Genomic DNA, 18,941 nt, shown 5'->3' on the forward strand with positions numbered 1-18,941 from the left:
GAAACGTTGCAAGGCGCATTTTGCTGTGAAAAATCGACTGACATAATGGCTAGGTTTCTCGAAAACAAGTGTATCTACCTAGGTAAAGAGGGCAGATTTTAAGTATTAAGCCATATGAAATACTGAAAACACACAAAAACACCTTCCAAAAGACAGGTTGTCTCTTTCGTTTCAACTGGGTATTCAGACGAAAGTTTAACGTGAATTACCTCAGACAGACAAAGCTTTTACAAGCGGGAGTATCTGACATGTCTTCTAAAGGTGCTATCAATGCAAACCCTGCCGTTGTCGGTCTGGGTGGCTTTGCCCTTACCACTTTCTTGCTGCAAATCCACAATCTCGGCCTGATTGAAACCGGCCCTGTTGTCTGGGTTGGTTTCATCTATGGCGGTCTTGCCCAGATGATTGCTGGCTTCCAGGAGCAGAAAACGGGTAACCATTTCGGTTACAGTGCCTTCGCTTCCTATGGTGCATTCTGGATCGCCCTGTGCCTGATCTTTATGGGCAACCATTATGGCGTTTTCGTAAGCTCGGCCACCGATATTGGCTGGTTCCTCGTTGCCTGGACCATCTACACCGTCTTCATGATGATGGGTGCGATCCGTGTCCACGGCGCCATGGCAACCACTTTCGCGCTGCTGCTGGCTGGCTTCATCCTGCTTGATATTGGCCACTTTGGCTTCCCAGTGATGAACACCGTTGCTGCCTTCGTTCTGATCGGCTGTGCCTTCAGCGCATGGTACATGATGATCGGCGCCATCCTGAAGGATGTCTATGGCCACGAAATTCTGCCAATGGGCAAGCCGTGGGTACAGAATCATCCAGCCGAGTTGCTCGGTCAGAGCAAAAAGCCTCCAATGGCTCCGGCTGAATAAGCTGATCCCTTACGGAAAAACAAAAGGGCATTTCCTGAAAAGGAAATGCCCTTTTTCTTTGCAAGCCGTGGCTTGCTGACGTCAGATTGTCACCCAGCCATCGGTGAGGTCGGCTTCATACAGGGCGTCGATCGCCGCCTGATTGATGACCGAGCTTTCAAGGCTGAAAATTTCCTTGGTCTTTCCTGCCAGATGATCGCCGATCGTCTCGATTTCTTCGCGATACTGATTGATGCCGCGGAAATTCCAGCGTTGCACTTCGGAATGGCTGGCATTGTAAAGGCAAACATCCACCGCTTCATAAAGGTCGGCATTGAAAGGCGCCGTCACTTCGATGAAGCCCTTGTCCCCATGGAACACCATCACCTGACGCGCTGCCAGCTGGGTGCCGCAATAAAAGGTCATGTCGAAACTGCCAAAATCATACTGGCAATTGGCATAGATATCGATACCGAAGTTCGGATCCCGAATGATCGAGGCCCGCGCCCGAACCGGATCCTTGCCGGTGGCAAAGCGTGCCGTAACGGTCGGATAAACGCCGATATCCGGCAGGCCGCCGCCGCCCAGCTCCAACTGGTTGCGCATGTTGGACGGATCGACATTGAAATAGGTGAAGGCCCCCTGAATATGCCGCAGCGTGCCGATGGCCCCGTCCGCCAACAAGGCGCGAACCTTGTGCCATTGCGGATGATAGGTGACCATGAAGGCTTCGCTCGCCAACAGACCAGTGCGGTTGCGCTCGGCAATGATCGGTTCGATCTCCTTGGCATGCAGTGAAATCGGCTTCTCGCACAGCACATGCTTGCCCGCCGCAAGCGCTTTCAGGCTCCATTCCACATGCTGCGAGGTCGGCAGCGGCACATAGACAGCATCAATGCTGTCACTTGCCAGCATCGCCTCGTAGCTGCCAAAGGCCTCCGGAATGCCGAACTGCCGGGCAAAGGCATCGGCCTTGTCCTGATGGCGGCTGGCAACGGCCTGCAAAGTGCCATTGCGGGCCTGTTGAATGGCCGGGACCAAATGCTCCCGGGCGATTTTTGCTGTGCTCAGGATTCCCCAACGGATCATTATTTTCTCCCTATCTGTTATCCGCCAAAACGCGAATGTGGCGACAAAACAGTCCTCTGCTCACTAAACTACAGTTTGTCTCTTGCATCAATGCGGACATCTGTGACCCGCGTGACCAAAAAGAACTTGCAACATTCTGCGCAAAAATGCAATAACATGCAAAATATTGCAAAAAAATGCATGTAGAGAAAAGCCCATACGGCCGTGCATGCAGAGGATGAGCCGCCATATGTCCGAACTGGCCTTGAACAATCCGCTTGTGCGTCAGGATTTGCTGCGCAAACGTCTTCAGGACGGCACCCAGCTGGTGGCCGCCGATCTGGCGGGTGAATTCGGCATCTCTCTGGATACGATCCGGCGTGACCTGCTGATGTTGGAACAACAAGGATATGCCCAGCGGGTGCGGGGCGGTGCCGTGCCTGCCACCAAGCCCCTACAGCCCCTGCGCCAACGGCGGCAAAGTCCGGACAGGGATGTTTCGGCGCTTGCCAATGCCGCTTTGCCGCTCATAAAGCCGGGCATGAGCCTCATCCTTGATGGTGGCACAACCCTTGCCAAACTGGCTGAGCGGATTGAGCCATTGCCGGATCTGCTGGTCATCACACCTTCGCCGGTCATTGCCACCATCCTTCTGGACAAAGATATCCCGACCTATCTGCTGGGGGGCCGGATCAGTCAATGGGGTGGTGTCGCTGTGGGCCGAGAGGCAGAGCGGGCCTTGGCCGCTATGGCGGTGGATCTGGCCTTTCTTGGTGTTTGCGGTCTTGATGATACCTTCGGCCTGAGCTCCGATGATTGCGACGAGGCCGCCTTGCAATTGTCCATGGCTCGGGCGGCACGCAGCACGGCGGTCATTTGCCGAAAGGAAAAACTCGGCCGCAAGGCCCGCCATCGGGTGCTTGACCCGGATCAGCTTTCTTTCGTCATCACCGATGCCGACGCGGCATCCATGCTGCCTTTCAAAGAGGTTGGAGCGGAGATTATCCATGTCTGAGACAGTCATGCAGCCTGCAGGATATTCCGGCTGGCGCAATCCACGCCGCGCCGTCGTGGCGATGTTCTTCCTCAATGGCTCGCTTTATGGCATCTGGGCCTCGCGCGTGCCGGCCATCGCCGAAATGCATCAATTAAGCGAATCCCTTCTTGGCATCCTGCTGCTCAGCATGGCGGCCGGTGCCATCGTCTCCTTCCCGCTGGCAGGCAAGTTGGTCGATCTGTATGGCTCCGCCGAAGTGACCAAAAAGATTGCCTTTGCCTATGGCGCAACCCTCGTGGCTTTGGCCGTTGCCCCCAATGTCTGGCTGCTGGGCCTGTCTCTCTTCCTGTTTGGCGCTGCCCATGGATCGATGGATGTCAGCATGAATGCGTGGGCAGGCGAGGTGGAGCGCTATCTCAAAAAACCGATTATGTCATCGTTCCACGCCATGTGGAGCCTTGGCACAGGGGCGGGCGCCGCTTCCGGATATGTGGCGGTCCGGCTTGGAGCAGAACCGATGCTCCATTTTCTGGTCGCCGCCAGCCTCTGCCTGGCCCTGTCTCTTTATTTCGGCCTCATCCCGTGGAAATCGCCCGTCGCAGCCGGACAGAAGACGGATGCCTCTGAGGCAACCCCTGAAGCGAAACCGGCCAGCGCAAAGAAAAAACGCTTCCCACTGCCACAAGGTGCTTTGGCACTGGCAGGCATTATCGGCTTTTGCTCGGCGCTCGGAGAAGGGGGGATGGCCGACTGGAGTGCCATTTTCCTCGTTCAGGTCACGGCGGTCGATGACGGCATCGCGGCACTGGGCTTTGCCACTTTCTCGGTGGTCATGGTGGGCATGCGTCTGGTCGGTGACAGGATCATCACCCGCTTGGGGGCTGTACGGGCGGCCCGGTTGAGCAGCCTTGCCGCGGCCAGTGGATCCCTGCTGGCGATCCTTGCCGGAACTCTGCCCGCCGCCCTTTGCGGTTTTGCCCTGATGGGGGTCGGCTATGCCCTGATCTTCCCGCTGATTTTTTCGCGCGCGGCCAATGATGACAAGCTCTCACCCGGTGCGGCCATTGCGGCAGTGGCGACCTTTGGCTATGGCGGTGGGCTGCTCGGGCCAGTATTGATTGGCCTGCTGGCCGATATCTTCTTCATCCGATGGGCTTTTTTGCTGCTCTCCGCGCTAGCATTGGTGATTGCGATCCTCGCCCCGGTGCTTGCCCCACCAGCGGACAATGGCTCCAGATGAGGCGAGAGATCGGCGCATTTTCTCCACCGATTGTTGAAAAATTTTCGCACCAATTGCGTTCTACTACGCAAGCGAGAAGAGATATTGTTCAATTTGTTGAACGGTTTGAACCAAAGCGCTATCCAAATTGAACAATTTTTACGCAACTGGATCCAATTTCAATCGATAGACTTGCGGCGCTCCCGATTTTCGCTAGTCTGGGCACGAACAAGAACCAGACAAGATCTACCGGAGGGACAAGATGCTGAAATTTGGAGCCACAATGCTGGCCGGTGCAGCTCTTTTGATGAGCAGCGCAATGGCTCAGGCCGAAACGCGTGTAACCTACAAATCCGCGAAATCCACTTCGTCCTACTACCAGATGGGCGTGCAGATTGCCGAAGCCATGAAAGAAGGCACCAGCGGTGACATCATCGTCACCCTGGAAGAAAGCCAGGGCTCGGTGCAGAATGTCATGGAAGTCAAGGGACGTGGCGCTGACTATGTCTTCACCACGCCGCCTGTAATGGTTTCGCTGGCTCAGGGTGGCAAGGCCATGTTCAAGGGCAAGGAGCATCCGAAATTTGCCGATATCCGCGGCTTGTTCCCGATCCCCAGCCTGACCATGCATTTCGTCATGAGCGAAGCCAGCGGTGCGGCCTCCTTTGCTGACATGGAAGGCAAGACCATTCTGCTCGGCAAAGGCTCATTCGGGGCGCGTGAAGGGGCAAAATATCTCAAGCTGTTTGGTCTTGAGGACAAGGTAAAGCTGGCTGAGGTTGAATTGTCCAATGCCGTGGCTGCGCTTAAGAACGGTCAGATTGATGGCTTCGTCACCTCTGGCTCTTGGCCTGCTCCCAATGTGGTCGAAGCTGCTGCCTCAACGGGGGTCACGATCCTGTCCCTGTCTGATGAACAGATCGCCAAGACCAAGCGCACCAGCCTAACCATTCCGGCAGGCACCTATGCCGGTCAGGATGCAGACATCACCACCACTTCGTTGCCTGTGGCTGCCTACACCACGGCCGCAATGGATGAAGACACCGCCTATGCGCTCACCAAGACCTTCTGGGAGCAAAAAGCCAAAATGGGAGCCGCCGCTGCATGGTGGAATGGTGTCAATAAAGGTCTGATGGCCAACATCACCACCAAACTGCATCCCGGTGCGATCAAATATTACAAGGAAGCCGGCTTCACCCTGACCGACAAGCAGATGTAAGTCTGCCTTCCTGACAACCACCATGCGCCCCTCCTGATGTCCTGATCGGGAGGGGCGCCTTTGTGACCAGAACGGTTTTGTGACAAATCTCAAGCGGCTTTGTCGAGATTTGTCACAAAACCGCCTGCCGTTCCGTGCGACAGCACCTTCCAGAGCCAACCCGATTTCGAGAACTCCGCCATGATGCAAGCCCCGACGGCCAACAGTCTGCCCCTTCGCCTGACAATGGTCCTCCTCGCCATCCTGCTGGTTGTCTTTCATCTCGGACTGATCTTTTCCGGCTTGGTGCCCAATCTCTTTTCCCGGCCGATCCATATGGCTCTGGCTTTGCCCTGGATTCTGATCCTCGGGGTGGGGGCCAAGACCGGTGTCGTGACACGGGTCACCGGCTGGATTCTGGCTTTGGTTGGCATCGGTGCCTGCCTTTATATCGCGCTCAATGAGTCCGCATTGGCCGATCAATATGGCTCGCTTGAGGGCGATTTGCAGATCTGGATCGCCGCCGCTCTACTGATCGTGGTGCTGGAAACTGCCCGTCGGGCCATCGGCTGGCCGTTGCCGATCGTTGCAACGCTGGCGTTGCTTTATGGCCTGTTCGGCCAGCATATACCGGGCGAGTTTGGCCATTCCGGAACCCCTCTGACCTCCTTCCTTGGCACCCTGACAGTGGCTGAGGGTGGCCTGTGGGGCAGCCTGACGGGGGTGTCCGTCTCTGTTGTGGCGATCTTTGTCATCTTCGGTGCTGTGCTCAATGCGGGCGAAGCCGGGCAAGGCTTCATGAATGTCGCTGCGGCGGCTGCCGGGCGCTTGAAGGGCGGCGGAGCCAAGGTCTCTGTGATCTCCTCGGCTCTGTTCGGCTCGATCTCCGGCTCGGCCAGTGCCAATGTCGCCTCCACCGGGGCCATTACCCTGCCTGCCATGACCCGCCTAGGCTATCCCAAGCGGCTGGCTGCCGCCGTGGAAGCCGTGGCCTCCTCCGGTGGTCAGATCATGCCGCCGCTCATGGGTGCCGGGGCCTTTGTCATGGTCGAGTTGACCTCGACCCCTTATACCGACATCATCGTCGCCGCCTTTTTGCCTGCCTTGCTGTATTTCTTCGCGGTCTGGATCGGCATCAATGCCTATGCCACAAAATTCAACTTGTCAGGCATCGCGCAGGATGACCGGCCGGAACTGCGTGATGTGATCATCACCTCCTGCTTCTTTCTTGTGCCTTTCGTCGTCTTGCTCTGGGGCATGTTTATCGTCAGCTACACACCGCAATATGCGGCCAGTCTGGCCATTCTGGCGGGGGCCTTGATGCTGCTGATCAATCGGCACCTGTCTTTCGATTTCAAACAGGTGTTGCTACGCCTTGAACAGGCGCTCTGTACCGCTGCCCGCCAGGTCTCAATGATCGCCTCGATCATCCTGTGTGCCTCGATTGTCATTGGCGTTCTGTCCATCACCGGCCTTGGCGTCAAGATCACCTCGCTGATCCTGTCAGGCTCCGGCGGCCTGCTCTGGCCGTCCTTGTTGTTGACCGCTCTGGCCTGTCTGGTGCTGGGGATGGAGGTGCCCACCACCGCTGCCTATGTCATTTGCGTGTCGGTGGCCGGTCCAGCATTGATCCAGTCTGGTCTGGAGCCTTTGCAGGCCCATTTGTTTGTCTTCTGGTTTGCGCTCATCTCCACCATCACCCCGCCGGTCTGTGGTGCGGTCTTCATCGCCGCAGGCATGATCGGCGAGGACTGGCTGAAGGTTGCCATAACCGCGATGGCGCTTGGCATCGGGCTCTATATCATTCCGCTCGGCATGATTGCCAATCCCGAATTGATCCGGCTGGGCAGCGAGCCTGTGCTGGCGATTGTGAGTGCCCTGCAGGTTGGTTTGGGGCTCGCAATGCTCTCCTTTGGGCTGATTTCGGCCTATCGCCTGCCCATTCGTCTAGTGCTGATGATGGCAGGGCTCTGTGTCATTTTTGTACGGGTGGCCGGTTCCTTGTTCTGATTATGAGAGCGCGTTGACTGCAATAAAAGATCAATAACGCGCAATATAAATCCGCTGCGTTGCTTGATGTGGATCAATTAATGGGCAACAGACTTAATTTTGAGCAATAAACTTGTGACTTAATCGTTTTTTTTGGACTATTTGCTACATCTATCATCGACTCTGCTGCGAAAATTGCGCAGAAATCCTTTTACTGTTTGTTAGATCTTGAACGGCATGCGCACGGGAAATATGCGGGACGTGTCGGCCGTTCCCTGCGACAGCCCGGAGACCAGCGTTTCCATTCCATCTGTCATGCTTCATGTGCGCTTCAATCAAGCGCGCAAACAGGCTAGTTCGTCTCATGATTCCGGGGAATATCGGAGTCGCATGCATGTCAGGACCGGATGCTGGTTAGGTTTGTCCGAGTCCCAAACAGTCAAAAGCGAACTGGTTAGGCAAGGACCCGAAGAGGTCCACTGTCTTGCAAAAACAAACTCTGTTGGGTTGAAGAACAATGAGTGTAAAACGCGAACACTGGGGCTCCCGTCTCGGTTTCATCATGGCCGCCGCCGGGTCTGCGGTTGGCCTTGGTAACATCTGGAAATTCCCATACATGGCTGGTGAGAATGGTGGTGCTGCCTTCATTTTCATTTATCTCGGCCTTGTCTTCACCATCGGCCTGTCCCTGATGCTGGCTGAAATCGTGATTGGTCGCCATACTCAGGCTGACGCCATCACTGCCTTCCGGAAAATGGGCAAGGGCGGATGGTCGATCATCGGTATCATCGGTATCGTCACGGCCTTCGTGATCTTTTCCTTCTACAGCGTTGTCGCTGGCTGGACGATCGCCTATGTTCTGAAATCCGCCACCGGTGCCTTCAATGGCATGGATGCAGCCGCGATCGGCGACTCATTTGGGGCCTTTGTCAGCTCCCCAGTCGAGCCGATCATCTATCATGGTATCTTTGCAACTCTCACTGTCATCGTCGTGCTCGGCGGCGTGTCCGGGGGTATCGAGCGCGCCAGCAAAATCCTGATGCCGCTGCTCTTCATCATCCTGATCGGTCTGGCTGCTCGCTCCATCACCCTGCCAAATGCCAGCAAAGGCATCGAGTTCTTCCTGTCGCCGGACTTCTCCAAGATCACAGCAAGCACCGTCATGGCAGCGCTGGGTCAGGCTTTCTTCTCCCTGTCTCTGGGCATGGGTGTGATGCTGACCTACGGGTCCTATCTTGGCCGTGATGCCAAACTGGGCAAGTCCGCGTTCCAGATTGCTTTCCTTGACACCTTTGTGGCGATCCTTGCCGGTTTGGCCATCTTGCCAGCCGTGTTCGCCTTCAACATGGATCCTGCTGCCGGTCCGGGTCTGACCTTCGTCACCCTGCCTGCCGTCTTCCAGTCCATGCCTGGTGGCTCATTCTTCGCAATTGTCTTCTTCGTTCTGTTGACCATTGCTGCGCTGACCTCGTCGATTTCGCTGCTGGAGCCAATCGTCTCCTTCTTCTCGACCAAAGGCTTTACCCGCACCCAGGTCACCATCGGCTCCGGCTTTCTGGCCTTCCTGATGGGGATTCCCTCCTCGCTGTCTCTTGGCGTCTGGAGCGATATTCACCTCATCAAGGGTCAGGGCTTCCTTGATTCTGCAAGCTGGCTGACCGACAAGCTGCTGCTGCCGATCGGCGGACTGCTGATCTGTCTGTTTGTTGGCTGGGTCATGGCCCCAAGCGCCCTGCGCGAAGTGTCTGGCGAAGGTGAGCCAAGTGGTCTGGCCAAGGCCTGGATCTTCATCCTGCGCTTTGTCGCCCCATTGGCCATCACGCTGATCCTGCTGACCGGTCTGGAAGTCATCAGCTTCTAAGCCTTGCGTCAGAACCAGCATCCACAACGAAAAGGCGGGGGCTTCCCCGCCTTTTTCATAGGGTGTGTGCCTTTTCAGGAATAGGGACTTCTTCTTGTCTTGACCCTGCGGAAGGGACGCACTAACTGGAGTGAAATGGGAAGGGCGCACATGCTGGACCGCGCTGTGACATAGAACCTTCACAGGAATGTCATAGAGGCTAGGCAAGTGTTAGATGCAGCCATCAGATGGCCGTAGAGACCGGAGACAATCCATGCATTCTCACCGTCATGTCGCGCGGGACATAACCTACGCTCACTCCGCAGCCACCAAGCGCGGCAGAGCCGTCATCCGTTTGCTGGAAAACACAACAGGCCGCCTGCAGCTGATCAAGCGCGCCAACGGCTATGAGCGCGAAGTGGCCGCCGGGCGAGACTTCTGGTCGGTGATTGTCGAGCGCTATGGCCTCACCCTCGATGTGACGGGCGGCTGCCTGTCCAGCATTCCCAGGGACGGCCCTCTGATCCTGATTGCCAATCATCCCTATGGTATTCTTGATGGCATGATGATGGGACTGATCCTGTCCCGGACTCGCGGTGATTTCCGCATTCTTGCCAACCATGTTTTCCGCAAGTCCGAAGAGCTCAATCGGATCATTTTGCCGATCTCGTTTGATGAAACCAGGGAAGCGGTGAAGGAAAATGTCCAGACCCGCAAGGCGGCCTTGTCCTATCTCGGGCAAGGCGGGGCAATCGGTATCTTTCCCGGCGGCACCGTCAGCACGGCCGCCAAGCCATTTTCCCATCCCATGGATCCGGGCTGGCGGGGATTCACCGCCCGTATGGTTGGAAAATCCAATGCCACCGTGGTGCCGATCTTCTTCGAAGGCCACACATCGCGCCTGTTCCAGATCGCCAGCCACCTGCATCCTACCTTGCGGTTGGGCCTGTTGATCAAAGAATTCCGCAAGCGCATCGACAGCCCGGTCAAGGTGGTGATTGGCAAGCCAATCGGCCGCGATGTGCTTGATCCGCTCTCCACCGATAGCCGCGCCATGATGGAGCATCTGCGTCAGGCGACTTATGGCCTGTCGCCAACACCACTGAAGGTCAACGAGTTGGGCTTCGAGTTTGAAGAGAAGCACAAGCAGAAACAGCGTCTCAAGGCCTCTTAGACCACAAAGACGGGCATCACGCCGCAACGGCATTGGCCCATGACAGGGTTACTGGGCCCGATAGATGAGGGGAAAGCGGCGCGCGTCCCCTTCGCCACCATCACAGCTTGGCTTTTCGCGGTATTCCAACAAGAAAAACTCAAGCGCTTCCCCTTCGACAGCCCGCAACTGATAGGCTTCGAAGCTGCCACAGGTCCCGTCGCCTTCATAAAAGGCTGACGTCACCACCGCATTGACTGGCGTCACTTGCGGCGAGCGCAACTCATACAGATCATGTCCGTCGCCGTGATCCGGCACCGATGGCAGCAACAACACGGTAGAATAAGCCGGATTGTCGTTGAGCGAGGTGACATAGACCGAGCTGCCTGCCCTTGCATAGAGATTGCATGGCACCTCCCAAAGCGTCATGGCGTCACTGATGGCATAGCGCACGCCCATGCCGGGGGTGTTGGCTGGTGCACAATTGGGCGCGTCCCGACCCACGGCATCCAGCACCCCGGAAGGCACCTCTGACAGAGTGTTAAAGGCCACGCCTCGGCCCAGTGAAATGGCATCGCCGTAGAGATTGGCCGGAATGCGGATCGGTTCAACCGGTGTCGCGGCTGGCTGTGCCGAGGTCGCTTGATCAGAAGCCGCAGCACTGGATGCTTTCATCGAAGGGCAGAAGATGCCGCCTTTCACCGATATCGAGAAGGGAAAACGGCCTTGCCGTGTGATGATCAAGCGCCCCTTGTCAACCTTCAGGTCATCGCCATCTTCGCGCTGTTCCATCACCTCAACCAGCACCGTATAGCGGTTCTTGTCACTGCGATAGAGCCGAATATCCTCAAGCTTGCGTCCGGAGGCCTGCATTCCGTCTTGCCGTATCAGGCTCTCGATGTCCTTGCCGACCTTCATCCATGCGGGCAATTCTTCGCCATCATTGAAGGGAGCGAAGAAGACATAGGCATATTTGTCTTTGTCCGGATCCTTGTTGGCCTGCCAGAAAGCGAGGCGACAGCCGTCATAGCCCTCCGTGACATTGGTCCCGAACAGCCGCAGATCGATCGAATGATCCTCTTCTGCCTGTGCGGCAAGGACCAACAAGGGCAGGGCGGCCAGAGGCACCAAAAGTGATCGCATCAGGGAAGCAGCGCACCAGAGGAAACGGGAGGCGAAAGGTTTGGAAAAAACAGAAGGGCAAAAAGGCAAAGACATAAGAGAATGGCTCCGGAACGCTGAAAGCCTCGCCCTTTCAAGGCGCAAGGCTTTGTTGCACGGGAAAATACATATCCGGTAGCCTAGGTGGAAAGCGTTCCGCCGTCCAGTCCACAGGGCATAGGATGATGGTCCTATGCCCCGATCAATCGCTGTGATCGATTGTCTTTGGGTTCTGGTCGGCTGACTTATGCCAGTTTGGCAGCCTCGGCGGCGCGTTTGCCAATCTCTGCCCAGTCGCGGGCACGGACCAGATCAAGCGGTGCGATCCATGTGCCACCAATGGCAAAGACATTGGGCTGCGCCAGAAACTCTGCCGCATTGTCAGGCTTGATGCCGCCGGTCGGGCAGAAGCTGATGTCTGCAACGGGTCCCGCAACGGCCTTCAGCATGGAGAGGCCACCCAACACAGCCGCCGGGAACAACTTTTGATCAAAGTAGCCTGCATCGCGCAAGGTCAGCATCTCAGACAAGGTGCCAGCACCCGGCAGGAACGGCCAGTCATTGTCAACCAACACATCCAGAAGCGCATTGGAAACCCCCGGCGACACACCGAACTGGCCACCTGCATCTTTTGCCGATTGCAATTGTGCGCCATTGAGGATCGAACCGACCCCGACAATGGCCCCGTCGACTTTGCTGGCAATGGTTTCAATGGCGGCAAGGGCAGCATCGCTGCGCAGGGTGATTTCCAGCACAGGCAGGCCATTGTCGACAAGGCACTGGGCCAGTGGCAGAGCATCTGCGGGATCTTCGATGACCAGAACCGGGATGACCTTGTTGCCTGCCAGCAGGCTGGTTGGAGATTTCGTCATGATCGAACCTATCATTGTCGTTGCGAGCCGGAATGGGCTCAATCGATTGTCTGCCAGAGATCGCGGGCAATCACTGCGCCGGGATGCATGATAACCTGTCCGGCAATGCGATGGGCAAGGGCAGCCGCTTCCGCCGGGTCCTTTCCCGTCAGGCGCGCGCCGACATAACCGGCGGCGAAGGAATCCCCCGCGCCCGTTGTATCGACAGGCGAGAGAGCTGCTTGCGGGGCAATGGTCAGGGTCGCTTCCCCTTGACGGATAAGGCAGTTGGCACCACCATCCTTGACCACCACCTCACGGGTGCCCCATGCCTGCCAGCGGCTGGCCACAGCCTCTGCGTCGCAGGCCTCTTCCATAATCGCCGCATCGTCTTCCAGCCCCACAAGGCAGAGGGATGCAATCCCCGCCATGGTTTCGGAGACGGCACGGGCCGCCTCAGGCGATGACCAGAGAGCTGGGCGATGGTTGGGGTCATAGGCAACAAGGCAGGATTCTTCCGCCACCAGTTGCTTGAGCGCCTGCATCAGATTGCTGCGCTGGCTTTCATCCAGAATGGCCAGCGAAATGCCGGACAAATAGATCGCGTCGAAAGCGTCCAACTCTTCGACCAAATCGGCGACACTCTGACCGGCAAACATATCGCGCGCCGCCGATTGGCCGCGCCAATAGTCAAAGAAGCGCTCGCCGCTCGCGTCATTCTCGATCCGATAAAGGCCGGGATTCTTGCCGTCCAACTTGCGGATCGAGTCCACACCGATGCCCTCGGCCTTGAAATGATCGATCATTTGAAGGCTTAGACCGCTGGTCCCCAGCGCCGTCAAATAGGATACCTCGACATCAGGGGCAAACTGGCGGGCCAGATAAGTGGCAGTGTTGTAGCTGTCTCCGGCAAATGCCTGTCGAAACAACCCGTCACCAGCAGGAGACAACTCCACCATGCATTCGCCAATGCAGACCGCCTTTAGCGGTGCTTTCTTCGTATTATCAGACATCAACCACGCTCCTTAAGAAACCAATCAGCTGCATTCTGATAGCACACACGGGTCACAAGTCCATCAAGCAGGGCGCGCTCGTTGGGGACATGTCCCCCTTCGGCCCAGCGTCCAACCATCCGACAGACAAGGCGGCGGAAATAATCATGCCGTGGGAAAGACAGGAAAGAGCGGCTGTCGGTCAACATTCCGATAAAGGTCGAGATCAGGCCCATCTGCGAAAGCTGGGTCATCTGTCGTTCCATGCCGTCGAGCTGATCGTTGAACCACCAGCCGGATCCAGCCTGGATCTTGCCCGGCATCGACCCGTCCTGAAAATTGCCAGCGGTCGAGACGATCACTTCATTCTTGGTCGGGTCGAGGCAATAGAGCACCGTGCGCGGCAAATGGCCGTCCCGATCCATCGCCCCCAGCAGGCCATTGAGCGGCGCGGCAATCGGGCGGTCTGCAATGGAATCGCCGCCTACATCTGCCCCGATGCTTTCAAACAGCCGTGGATTGTTATTCCGGATCGCCCCGATATGCAGCTGCATGACCAGATTGCGACTGTGATAGGCGCGGGACAGATCCACCAGCATGGTGGACTGGAACTGGGCGATTTCCAGCTCCGACAAGTCCTCATCCGCCAGACGCTTTGCAAGGATGCGGTCAAGAGTTGCATGATCGACCGGCGGCGCGAAGCGCAGGATCTCGATGCCGTGGTCCGTGGCCTGACAGCCATGGGCGACAAAGTGATCAAGCCGTCCGATCAGGGCGGCCATCAGGGCTTCATAGGTCTCGACACTCGCCCCGCTGACCGCTGCAAGCGACTGCAGGAAAGCCGGAAAGCCCGGCAGGTCGATCTTGAAGGCCGGATCAGGCCGGAAGCTTGGAGCGACCACCATGTCATTGATGCTGTCATCCTCGGCAATCGCCTTGTGATGCTCAAGGCTGTCACACGGCATGTCCGTGGTGCCGACAAATTCCACCTTCATCTTGCGCAACAGACCGCGGGCCGAATGGCTGTCCTCAGCCAGTATTTCGGCGGACATGTCCCAAATGCGATCCGCTGAGGCTGGTGTCAGCAGTTCGCGGATGCCGAAGTAACGTTGCAATTCCAGATGGGTCCAATGGAACAGTGGATTGCCGACACAATGGGGCATGATCTGCGCAAAGGCATCGAACTTCTCACGGAAGGACGCATCCCCCGTTACGCGACGCTCATCAATTCCGGCCCAGCGCATGGCGCGCCACTTATAATGATCCCCTTCCAGCCAGATCGCCCCGATATTGTCCCACTTGCGATCCTGTGCGATTTCTGCCGGGACGAGATGATTGTGATAATCGACAATCGGCAGGTCTTCGGCGACGTCATGATAAAGATGACGCGCGGCTGCCGTATCCAGCAGAAAATCGGGGCCGAGGAAATTTTGCATTCAAGTCTCTCCTGTTAAAGGGTGCCGCCACTAGAAAAGGGCCGAAGGGGAAGGGGGAGCCGGAAAAAGGAGGCACAAATGGGACATGTGCCTCCTTCATAGCCTTGTTGCAGGCTAGCAGTCTACCATTGCTGTCATGTGGCGCTTTGACCCAAGTTCGATTAAGGCGGCATATTGTTGTTTGACACCGCCAACAAAGCGCACATCGGCAACAAGCGCCGGTGGGAAAATGGCCTCCATCGCAAAGACGGCATCGATATAGGCGTCCCAATCCGGCAACAGGGCCGCTGCTTTGGCAATTGGCTCGGCCAGCGGGTCGTTGATTGGCGTCGGGTTGCCCTGCTCATCGCTGCCGGTCATGAAGCGCAGCCATCCGGCAACCCCCAACGCCAGCCGCGTCCAGTCGCCATTATGCTCAAGATGCCAGGCGATGGAGGCAAGCATCCGCTGAGGCAATTTCTGGCTGCCGTCCGAGGCAATCTGCGCGGTCTTGTGTTTCAGCTGGCTATTGGAAAAACGTTCGATCAGCGCCGCAGCATAGGCATCCAGATCCACATCACCGGGTACATCAAGGGTCGGCTGCTGTTCCTTGACCATCAGCGCATGAGCGACCGAGCGGAAATTGGCGTCTTCCATGCAGGCATCAATGGTCTCATAGCCCGCCAGATAGCCCAGATAGGCCAGGAAGGAATGGGCACCGTTGAGGGTGCGCAGCTTCATCTCTTCAAACGGTTCGACATCGGGGACAAATTGCGCTCCAACCTCTTCCCATGCAGGACGCCCCTTGACGAAAGCATCCTCAATCACCCATTGCCGGAATGGCTCACAGACAATGCCATTGGGGTCTTGCATGCCGCCAAGTTTTTCCGTGATCAGTGCCCGGCTCTCATCGGTCAGGGCAGGGACGATCCGGTCAACCATCGAGCAAGGGAAGGTGACATGCTTGCGAATCCATGCGGCCAGCACTGCGTCGCGTTTGTCGGCAAAGCTCAGGACCGCTTGCTGGCACAATTTGCCATTCGCCGGCAGGTTGTCCAGCGACAGAATGGTGAAGCCGTCCAGTCCGGCCGCCTTGCGGCGGGCGAGCGCTTCAACCAGCGCCCCGATGGCGGACTTTGGAGCCGTTGGATTGTCAAGATCATGGGCGATGGCCGGGTTGGCCAGATCGAGCGCGCCACCGGTCAGACAATAGCCTTTTTCTGTCACGGTCATCGAAACGATTGCGATGTCGGGCTCAAGGAACGGCGCAAAGAAGGCATCCATGCCGCCGCGCTCCGGATGGGCGGTCTTGACGATTGAGCCGATGATCCGAACATTGCTGATCGTGTCGCTATGCTCCAGCACCGAATAGAGGTGATCATTCTCTTCGAACTGACCAAAGCGATCCGCGCCAAACAGGATATCGCTGACCACCACGCCCCAGTCGCTGTCAGGCGTCTGAAGCAGGAAGTCCTGATGATAGCTCATCCAGTGGGCGCGGGCGAAAGCGCCAAAGCCAAGATGAATCAGTCGGGGCCGAAGCTTGCTCCGGTCATAGGTTGGCAGTTGCGGCTTGCCGGGGGCATTCATGAGATCGGAAATGGTCATGCGGGGCTCCATTTGGCGGGGTTACTTTCTGGCATTTGGCTCAGAAGCGAAGGATCGTGTCGTCGAGATAGGCAACCCCATTCACAAGGACGGGGCGATGGTCGTCCCCGCAGACACTGATCTTGCATCCTGCAAGCTGCGGGTCAAATGTGCCGGAATGGCTCCAATTGAGCAAGAGCCTATCCTCTTGTTCCACCAAAGTGATTTCTGTCAGACGGTGGGCACCATCCAGGGCGTCGGCATTGTCGACCCCATCCTCATAAAGGAAGGAGTGACAGGCCTCGCGCTGCGCCCCTTTGCGTGGATAGATCACCAACTGGCGCATTTGCCCGGTGACCGAGCCAGATCGATCCACACCGGGCGAGAGTGGCAGAACTGCCCCTGCCCGCACAAAGAGCGGGATTGAGGCAAGATCGACGCTCTGGCGGATCACCTGCGCGGGCTGATAATAGGTGCCGGTCCAGAAATCATAATAGCCAGCGCCATTGTCTGGTAGATAGACGGTGCGACTGGTTGCCCCTTCTTCCACCACCGAGGCGACCAGCAGATCGCTGCCAAGGAAGAAGTCATCCGTCGCGTCAAAGCAGCGATCATCGCCTTCATGGTCAAGGAAGGTCGGGCGCAGCATCGGTTCGTCATCGACGACGGACTGATAATGCAGCGTATAAAGATATGGCAGCAGACTATAGCGCAGCTTGATAGCGTTGCGGATATGGTGGGTGACTTCCGGGAACATCCAGGCTTCATTCACCGTTGCATCATCATTCCAGCTGTGGATGGTGAAGCGCGGATGGAAAATGCCATTTTGCACCCAGCGGACAAACAATTCCGGTTCTGGCCGTGGACCTGCAAAGCCGCCGACATCATGGCCGATATTGTAAAGGCCGGACAGGCTCATCCCAAGGCCCATCGGAATGTTGTATTTGAGGCTCGTCCAGTTGGTGCGGTTGTCGCCGGACCAAGTCTGGGCATAGCGCTGAATGCCCGGACAGCCGGAGCGCGAAATCAGATAAGGCCGCTTGGACGGCTCAAAATCCAGCTGGGCTGCAACCGACGCGCGGGTCATCAGCAATGGCTGAACCGGACGGATCAGGTCGATATCGACCGGCGTGCCAAAACCGGCGCACTGGGCCTGTCGGTCCCAGATTTCATATTCGTTATTGTCGTTCCAGGTGCTGTTGATGCCATAATCAAGCAGCGCCGTCTTCACATTGGCCTGCCACCAGGCTTGCGTGTCCGGATTGGTGAAGTCGAGATGGCTGCCTTCGTCATCCCAAAAGACCGAACGTTCTGCGTTGCCGGTCTCGCTGTCGCGGACAAACAGCCCCTTGACGTCGGCTTCCTTATAGCGCGGATGGTCCTGCAACAGGCATGGCTTGATATTGGCAATCAGCTCAACACCCGCATCGGCAAACAGCTTCGCCATGCCTTTCGGGTCTGGCACCTTGTCGTGGTTCCAGTTGAAGACATAGCGCTTGTCGCCGATGGAGGTATAGCCCGAGGAAAGCTGGAAGCTATCGCAGGGAATGTCATGCTCGGTGACCAGTCGGACAAAGCCTTCCAACTGCTCCTGCGCATTGGGCGCATCCGTATAGGACATGGTCGAGCCGGAATAGCCCAGCGCCCAGCGTGGCAAAAAGGCTGTGCCGCCGGTCAGCCGCACATGGGCTTTGGTGACATCGGCGATGCTAGGTCCAAGGGTGACATAATAGTCGAGATCTCCATCAGCGGCCCGATAGGCGCGATAGGGCTTGTGGTAATTGTCAAGCTCGTTGCCCAGATCAAACCAGCAAGGGGCCAGATTGTCGTAAAAGAGGCCATAGGACAGACCGCTCTCCAGCCGCGTGATGGTGAAGGGCACATGCTTGTAAAGCGGGTCTGTTTTGCTGGCATCATAGCCCATGGCATCCAGATTGCGCATCTCGAAGCGGCGGCCCGTGCGCTCCAGCGCGCCGGATTTCTCACCCAGACCAAAGAAAAGATCCCCCGGCTGGCGCAGCAAATAATGGCGATGGGCATGATCTTTGCGCCCCAGCTCATAAGCGCCGGTCGGGCGGTCTTCGGCCATTTTCTGCCAGGGTGCGTCTTTGCTTGTGCGCCCATGCCAAACCAGCCGGAGCGGTGTCATCACGGTGACTTTCAGACAGTCGCTTTCCAGTGTCAGACGGTCGCCTTCATTGATCACATCAAAGCTGGGACAGGAAAATCCATCCAACCGCGACCGATCACGCCCTTCAAGTGGGGCATCGCCATTGGGGGCGACGGTCCAGCTGCGATCCAGTCGATAGGCCCCATCCTTTAGCAACTGCACCCGCATCATTTTGGGTTCCAGAATGTCGATCCGCATGACATGACGGCCTTCGACGTCAAGTGCGACGCCTGTGTCCGATTGGCTGGCCAGACTCCAGTTTTTCAGTTGATACATGCTCATAGTCCTGAATGGGGCTCAGTTTCCTGAGAGGGGGCAAAGGCCCTGATTGGATAGGCTCTTGCGGGACGCGGTGCGTCTTTATGGTGCCAAATCACAGAGCCTGAACGGCTGGACGGTGCGCACCTGCAGGCAAGAGAGGTGGGAAGCCGCCAGAAATCCGGCGGC

14 protein-coding genes are annotated in these 18,941 nt (G+C 57.1%); 7 read left to right on the forward strand and 7 right to left on the reverse strand.

Features of this window, described 5'->3' with window-relative positions; translation table 11 throughout:
- The first annotated feature begins 248 nt into the window (after positions 1 to 248).
- Entirely contained in the window at positions 249 to 875 is a 627-nt protein-coding gene (locus FDK21_RS18300) for a GPR1/FUN34/YaaH family transporter (RefSeq protein WP_138150378.1), read from the forward strand.
- A gap of 81 nt (positions 876 to 956) precedes the next feature.
- On the opposite strand, the gene FDK21_RS18305 is transcribed toward FDK21_RS18300, so the two are convergent.
- The gene (locus FDK21_RS18305) at positions 957 to 1,943 is read right to left on the reverse strand and encodes a Gfo/Idh/MocA family oxidoreductase (RefSeq protein WP_138150379.1); all 987 of its coding nucleotides are present in this window, start codon (positions 1,941 to 1,943) and stop codon (positions 957 to 959) included.
- 229 nt (positions 1,944 to 2,172) lie between these two features.
- Here FDK21_RS18305 and FDK21_RS18310 point away from each other — a divergent pair, with 229 nt between their 5' ends.
- From FDK21_RS18310 to FDK21_RS18335, 6 genes are all read left to right on the forward strand, one after another.
- A complete protein-coding gene (locus tag FDK21_RS18310; protein ID WP_171022150.1) occupies positions 2,173 to 2,937 on the forward strand; it encodes a DeoR/GlpR family DNA-binding transcription regulator in 765 nt (254 codons plus the stop codon).
- Positions 2,930 to 4,159, forward strand: a complete 1,230-nt coding sequence (locus FDK21_RS18315; RefSeq protein WP_210238840.1) for an MFS transporter — start codon at positions 2,930 to 2,932, stop codon at positions 4,157 to 4,159. Before FDK21_RS18310 ends, FDK21_RS18315 begins: the two co-directional genes overlap by 8 nt.
- 241 nt (positions 4,160 to 4,400) lie before the next feature.
- Positions 4,401 to 5,357 carry a TAXI family TRAP transporter solute-binding subunit gene (locus tag FDK21_RS18320; protein ID WP_114007879.1) on the forward strand — a complete coding sequence of 319 codons (957 nt, stop codon included), beginning with the start codon at positions 4,401 to 4,403 and terminating at the stop codon, positions 5,355 to 5,357.
- Positions 5,358 to 5,537: 180 nt separating this feature from the next.
- Positions 5,538 to 7,346, forward strand: a complete 1,809-nt coding sequence (locus FDK21_RS18325; protein ID WP_246657618.1) for a TRAP transporter fused permease subunit — start codon at positions 5,538 to 5,540, stop codon at positions 7,344 to 7,346.
- 496 nt (positions 7,347 to 7,842) lie between these two features.
- Positions 7,843 to 9,186: a sodium-dependent transporter gene (locus FDK21_RS18330; protein WP_114007878.1), complete on the forward strand. Its 1,344-nt coding sequence runs from the start codon at positions 7,843 to 7,845 to the stop codon at positions 9,184 to 9,186.
- Positions 9,187 to 9,439: 253 nt separating this feature from the next.
- The gene (locus tag FDK21_RS18335) at positions 9,440 to 10,339 is read left to right on the forward strand and encodes a lysophospholipid acyltransferase family protein (protein ID WP_138150381.1); all 900 of its coding nucleotides are present in this window, start codon (positions 9,440 to 9,442) and stop codon (positions 10,337 to 10,339) included.
- Positions 10,340 to 10,387: 48 nt separating this feature from the next.
- Here the strand turns inward: FDK21_RS18335 and FDK21_RS18340 are convergent, their stop codons facing one another.
- The 6 genes from FDK21_RS18340 to FDK21_RS18365 all read right to left on the reverse strand — a co-directional run bounded on the left by FDK21_RS18340 (position 10,388) and on the right by FDK21_RS18365 (position 18,770).
- Positions 10,388 to 11,461 carry a hypothetical protein gene (locus tag FDK21_RS18340; RefSeq protein WP_138150382.1) on the reverse strand — a complete coding sequence of 358 codons (1,074 nt, stop codon included), beginning with the start codon at positions 11,459 to 11,461 and terminating at the stop codon, positions 10,388 to 10,390.
- Between the two features lie 263 nt (positions 11,462 to 11,724).
- Positions 11,725 to 12,351 carry a bifunctional 4-hydroxy-2-oxoglutarate aldolase/2-dehydro-3-deoxy-phosphogluconate aldolase gene (eda, locus tag FDK21_RS18345; RefSeq protein WP_138150383.1) on the reverse strand — a complete coding sequence of 209 codons (627 nt, stop codon included), beginning with the start codon at positions 12,349 to 12,351 and terminating at the stop codon, positions 11,725 to 11,727.
- 38 nt (positions 12,352 to 12,389) lie between these two features.
- Positions 12,390 to 13,343 carry a sugar kinase gene (locus FDK21_RS18350; RefSeq protein ID WP_138150384.1) on the reverse strand — a complete coding sequence of 318 codons (954 nt, stop codon included), beginning with the start codon at positions 13,341 to 13,343 and terminating at the stop codon, positions 12,390 to 12,392.
- On the reverse strand, positions 13,343 to 14,758 hold the full coding sequence (gene uxaC / locus FDK21_RS18355) for a glucuronate isomerase (protein ID WP_138150385.1): 1,416 nt from the start codon (positions 14,756 to 14,758) through the stop codon (positions 13,343 to 13,345). The genes FDK21_RS18350 and uxaC overlap by 1 nt, the downstream gene beginning before the upstream one ends.
- A 114-nt stretch (positions 14,759 to 14,872) precedes the next feature.
- On the reverse strand, positions 14,873 to 16,345 hold the full coding sequence (locus tag FDK21_RS18360; RefSeq protein WP_210238841.1) for a mannitol dehydrogenase family protein: 1,473 nt from the start codon (positions 16,343 to 16,345) through the stop codon (positions 14,873 to 14,875).
- Positions 16,346 to 16,385: 40 nt separating this feature from the next.
- Positions 16,386 to 18,770, reverse strand: coding sequence for a glycoside hydrolase family 31 protein (locus tag FDK21_RS18365; RefSeq protein ID WP_138150386.1), 2,385 nt, complete (start codon positions 18,768 to 18,770; stop codon positions 16,386 to 16,388).
- Positions 18,771 to 18,941 lie beyond the last annotated feature (171 nt).

Origin of the sequence: Cohaesibacter sp. CAU 1516, from assembly GCF_005771485.1 — a bacterium.
Classification (GTDB): Bacteria; Pseudomonadota; Alphaproteobacteria; order Rhizobiales; family Cohaesibacteraceae; genus Cohaesibacter; species Cohaesibacter intestini.